This window comes from Methylobacterium sp. 13MFTsu3.1M2, from assembly GCF_900112625.1.
Lineage (GTDB): Bacteria > Pseudomonadota > Alphaproteobacteria > Rhizobiales > Beijerinckiaceae > Methylobacterium.
Map to the genome: position 1 here is coordinate 1 of NZ_FOMM01000062.1, position 3,976 is coordinate 3,976.

3 protein-coding genes are annotated in these 3,976 nt (G+C 72.4%); all 3 read right to left on the reverse strand.

Translation table 11 applies throughout. The annotated features are described in order from the left end of the window. Positions 1 to 230: 230 nt before the first annotated feature. Genes BM314_RS29805 through metG form a run of 3 tightly spaced genes read right to left on the reverse strand, consistent with a single transcriptional unit; the run spans position 231 to position 3,484 of the window. Entirely contained in the window at positions 231 to 1,034 is an 804-nt protein-coding gene (locus tag BM314_RS29805) for an MBL fold metallo-hydrolase (protein WP_091982164.1), read from the reverse strand. 22 nt (positions 1,035 to 1,056) lie between these two features. Beyond that, positions 1,057 to 1,857, reverse strand: coding sequence for a TatD family hydrolase (locus BM314_RS29810; RefSeq protein WP_091683122.1), 801 nt, complete (start codon positions 1,855 to 1,857; stop codon positions 1,057 to 1,059). A 49-nt stretch (positions 1,858 to 1,906) separates the two neighbouring features. Further along, complete coding sequence (metG, locus tag BM314_RS29815; RefSeq protein WP_091982167.1) at positions 1,907 to 3,484, reverse strand: methionine--tRNA ligase; 1,578 nt, start codon at positions 3,482 to 3,484, stop codon at positions 1,907 to 1,909. Positions 3,485 to 3,976: the final 492 nt, after the last annotated feature.

Below are 3,976 nucleotides of genomic sequence, written 5' to 3' on the forward strand. Positions count from 1 at the left end.
GAGGCTCATCAGAGGCAAACAGAAGACCGCCCGGCAATCCCGCCGGCCAGCCCGCCCGCTTGTCAGAAGATGGCTCAGCGCCCGGTCCACTTCCGCGGCCGGCGCCGATGAGCCGGGGTATAGATCCACGGTTCCCGGCCGTCAACAGGCTTGTTGGCCGGAAAGCCGATTTTCTTGGACTCCGCGGACGACAGCCGTGTGACGCCCGATTCGCGCTCCCGGTGAGCGCGCTAGGCCTCGAGGCTCAGGGTCATGCCGTCATAGGCGGGCACGATGCCCTCCGGCAGGCGCGCCGCGAGGGCGCCGTAGTCGAGATCCGTGTGCAGGTTGGTGAGGACCGCCCTGCGCGGGCGGACCGACTCGATCAGCGCGAGGGCGTCCGAGACCGAGAAGTGGGTCGGGTGCGGGGTGTCCCGCAGGGCGTCGATGATCAGCAGGTCGAGACCGCGGAGCCGGGCGAGGCTCGCCTCCGGGATCAGGCTGACGTCGGGCATGTAGGCGGCCGCGCCGAAGCGGAAGCCCAGGGCCGCCTCGTTGCCGTGCTCCACCGGGAGCGACTCTACCGTGATCGCGCCCCCCTCCCCCTCCAGGGTCAGGTCGCGGCCGGCGGCGAGGTCGCGCAGGTCGAGGATCGGCGGGTAGGCGCTCCCGGGGGGCGTCTCGAAGCAGTAGCCGAACCGGGCCGTGAGCAGCGACCGCGTCAGGGCGTCGGCGTAGACCGGGATGCGGGCCCGCATGGCGATCACCAGCGGGCGCAGGTCGTCGATCCCGTGGGTGTGGTCGGCGTGCGCGTGGGTGTAGAGCACCCCGGCGAGGCGCGTCACGCCGGCGTCGATGAGCTGCTCGCGCAGGTCCGGAGAGGTGTCGACCAGGAGCGTGGTCCGCCCCGCCCCCGACGCGCGCTCCACCAGGATCGAGCAGCGCCGCCGGCGGTTGCGCGGCTCCGCCGGGTCGCAGGCGCCCCAGCCGCTGCCGACCCGCGGCACCCCGCCGGACGAGCCGCAACCGAGGATGCGCAGGGTCAGGCTCGCCATCCGGATCTCCCGCTCCGACTCGTCACGCAGCGCCCGGGCGCGTTCCGGCGGCCTTGTCGAACAAGGTGAAGAAATTCGCCGTCGTGGTCCGGGCGAAGTCCTCGGCGGTCAGCCCCAGGGTCCCGGCCAGCGACCGGGCGGTGTCGGCCGTGTAGGCCGGCTCGTTGGTCCGTCCCCGGTGGGGCTCGGGGGCCAGGAACGGCGCGTCGGTCTCCACCAGGATCCGGTCGAGGGGCACGGCCCTGGCGATGTCGCGCAGGTCGTGCGAGCGCCGGAAGGTGACGATGCCCGAGAAGGACACGTACAGCCCCAGCTCCACCCCGGCTTCCGCCAGCCGCCGCCCCGACGAGAAGCAGTGCAGCACCGCCCGGAACGGCGCCCGGCCCATCTCGTCGGCGAGCACCCGCTCCATGTGGTCGTCGGCGTCCCGGGCGTGGATCACGAGCGGCAGGCCGGAGAGCCGGGCCGCCGCGATATGGGCGCGCAGCACCCGCTCCTGCACGGCCTCGGGGGCGGCGTCGGCGTAGTGGTAGTCGAGGCCGGCCTCGCCGATCCCGACGCAGCGCGGGCTGGCCTGGGCGAGGCCCGCGATCGTCTCGGCGGCGACGTCCGGCTCCTCGGCGGCCCCGTGGGGATGGGTGCCGACCGTGTGCCAGACCTCGGGATGAGCCTCGGCGATCGCCCGGTAGGTGTCGGCCTTGGCGACCCGGGTGGCGATCGTGAGCATGCCGGCGACGCCCGCGGCCTTGGCGCGGGCGATCACGCCCGGGAGGTCGGCGGCGAAGTCCGGGAAGTCGAGATGGCAGTGGCTGTCGATGAGCATCGGGTCTCGGGGCCGTCGGGCGGCAGGGTCCTTCAAGCGGCAAGGTCCTTCAGGCGGACGGAGTCTCGGGGCGCTCGAAGCGCGGGAAGATCGGCGCGGGGGCGGGGAGCGCCGTGCCGGGGACGAGCCGGCCCCCCTCCCCCACATCGGCGAGGCCGCGCCGGTCGGCCGGCACCGCCAGCAGGTCGAGGAGCTTGGCCGCCGCCCCCGGCACGAAGGGCTGGGTCAGGATGCCGAAGACGCGCAGGGATTCCAGCGTCGTGTAGAGCACCGCGTTCATCCGCGCCGGGTCGGACTTGCGCAGTTTCCACGGCTCCTGGGCGGCGAAGTAGCGGTTGGCCTCGGCCACCACGGCCCAGATCTCGGCCAGGACGGTGTGGAGCGCCAGCTCGCCCATGAGGGTCCGGGCCCGTGCCGGCAGGGCGTCGGCCTGGGCCAGCAGGGCCGTGTCGGCCGCGTCCAGGCTGCCCGGATCCGGCACCGCGCCGTCGCAGTTCTTGGCGACCATCGTGAGCGAGCGCTGGGCGAGGTTGCCGAGATCGTTGGCGAGATCGGCGTTGATCCGGCCGATGATCGCCTCGTGGCTGTAGCTGCCGTCGCCCCCGAACGGCACCTCGCGCAGCACGAAGTAGCGCACCGGGTCGACCCCGTAGGTGTCGGCGAGCTCGAACGGGTCGAGGACGTTGCCCAGCGACTTCGACATCTTCTCGCCCTTGGAGAGCAAGAAGCCGTGGCCGAAGACGCGCTTCGGGAGCGGCAGCCCGGCCGACATCAGGAAGGCCGGCCAGTAGACCGCGTGGAACCGGACGATGTCCTTGCCGATCACGTGCAGGTCCATCGGCCAGAATCTTTTTTGGGGGTTCTCCGCGTCGGGGAAGCCGGTGACGGTGAGATAGTTGGTGAGCGCGTCGACCCACACGTACATCACGTGGTTCGGATGCCCCGGCACCGGCACGCCCCAGTCGAAATTGGTGCGGCTGACCGAGAGGTCCTTGAGGCCGGAGCGCACGAAGCTCGCCACCTCGTTCCGGCGCGTGTCCGGCCCGATGAAGCCGGGCTGCTCGTCGTAGAGCTTCAGCAGCCTGTCCTGGTAGGCAGAGAGCCGGAACAGAAAATTCTCCTCCTCCATCCACTCGACCGGCGTGTCGGTGGCGAGGCTGCGGCGGCTGCCATCCTCCAGGAGCCGGGTCTCGGACTCGTCGTAGTAGGCCTCGTCGCGGACCGAGTACCAGCCGGCATACTTGTCGAGGTAGATGTCGCCGTTGGCCTCCATCCGCCGCCAGATCTCCTGGGCGGCGGCGTAGTGGCCAGGCTCGGTGGTGCGGATGAAGCGGTCGTAGGCGCAGTCCATCCGGTCGGCCATGGCCTGGAACCGGGCGGCGGTGCCGTCGACGTAGGCACGCGGGGTGGTGCCGGCCCGGGTCGCGGCCTGCTGGATCTTGAGCCCGTGCTCGTCGGTCCCGGTGGAGAACAGCACGTCGTAGCCGTCGAGCCGGTGGAAGCGCGCGATCGCGTCGGCGGCGATCACCTCGTAGGCGTGGCCGATATGGGGCGCGCCGTTGGGGTATGAGATCGCGGTCGAGAGACCGAACGTCTTTCGGGGATTCGCCGGGGCGTTGGACGTCACGTCTGTGGTGTTCCGGATGAGCGCGGGAAGCTGCCCGCGTTGTCGCGCGGCCGGCGCCGGGACGCAACCGTCGCCGCCTGCGGGCGCGACGGCGATCCTCCGCGGCGGCCGGCACCGGACACGCGTGATCGTCCCCGCGCGCGCGTGGCGCCGGGGGCATGGCCCGGGAGGCGAGCACGAGGGACGCGGGACGCCGCGGGAACCCAGGTGTCGGCCAAGTACGCGCGGGATCCGATCCCCGCGGCGCCCCGCGGCATCGGTCGGGCATGGTCCCCGGCCGGTGCCGTCTGTCTCGTCGCGGCGTCTCCGACGTCCCGGTCCTGCGACTCCCCGTGAGCGGTCTCGGGCGAGGTGCAGGCACGCCGTACTCGCACGCCGTGCCCGCACCTCCGGAACCCGCATCGGCGCCGTGGCCTTCCAGCCGTCCCCCGCCTCGTAGTGGGCGGGTCCGCAGGTCGCTCAGGGTCGGCCCAGAGGCGGGTCGGCGCGGGG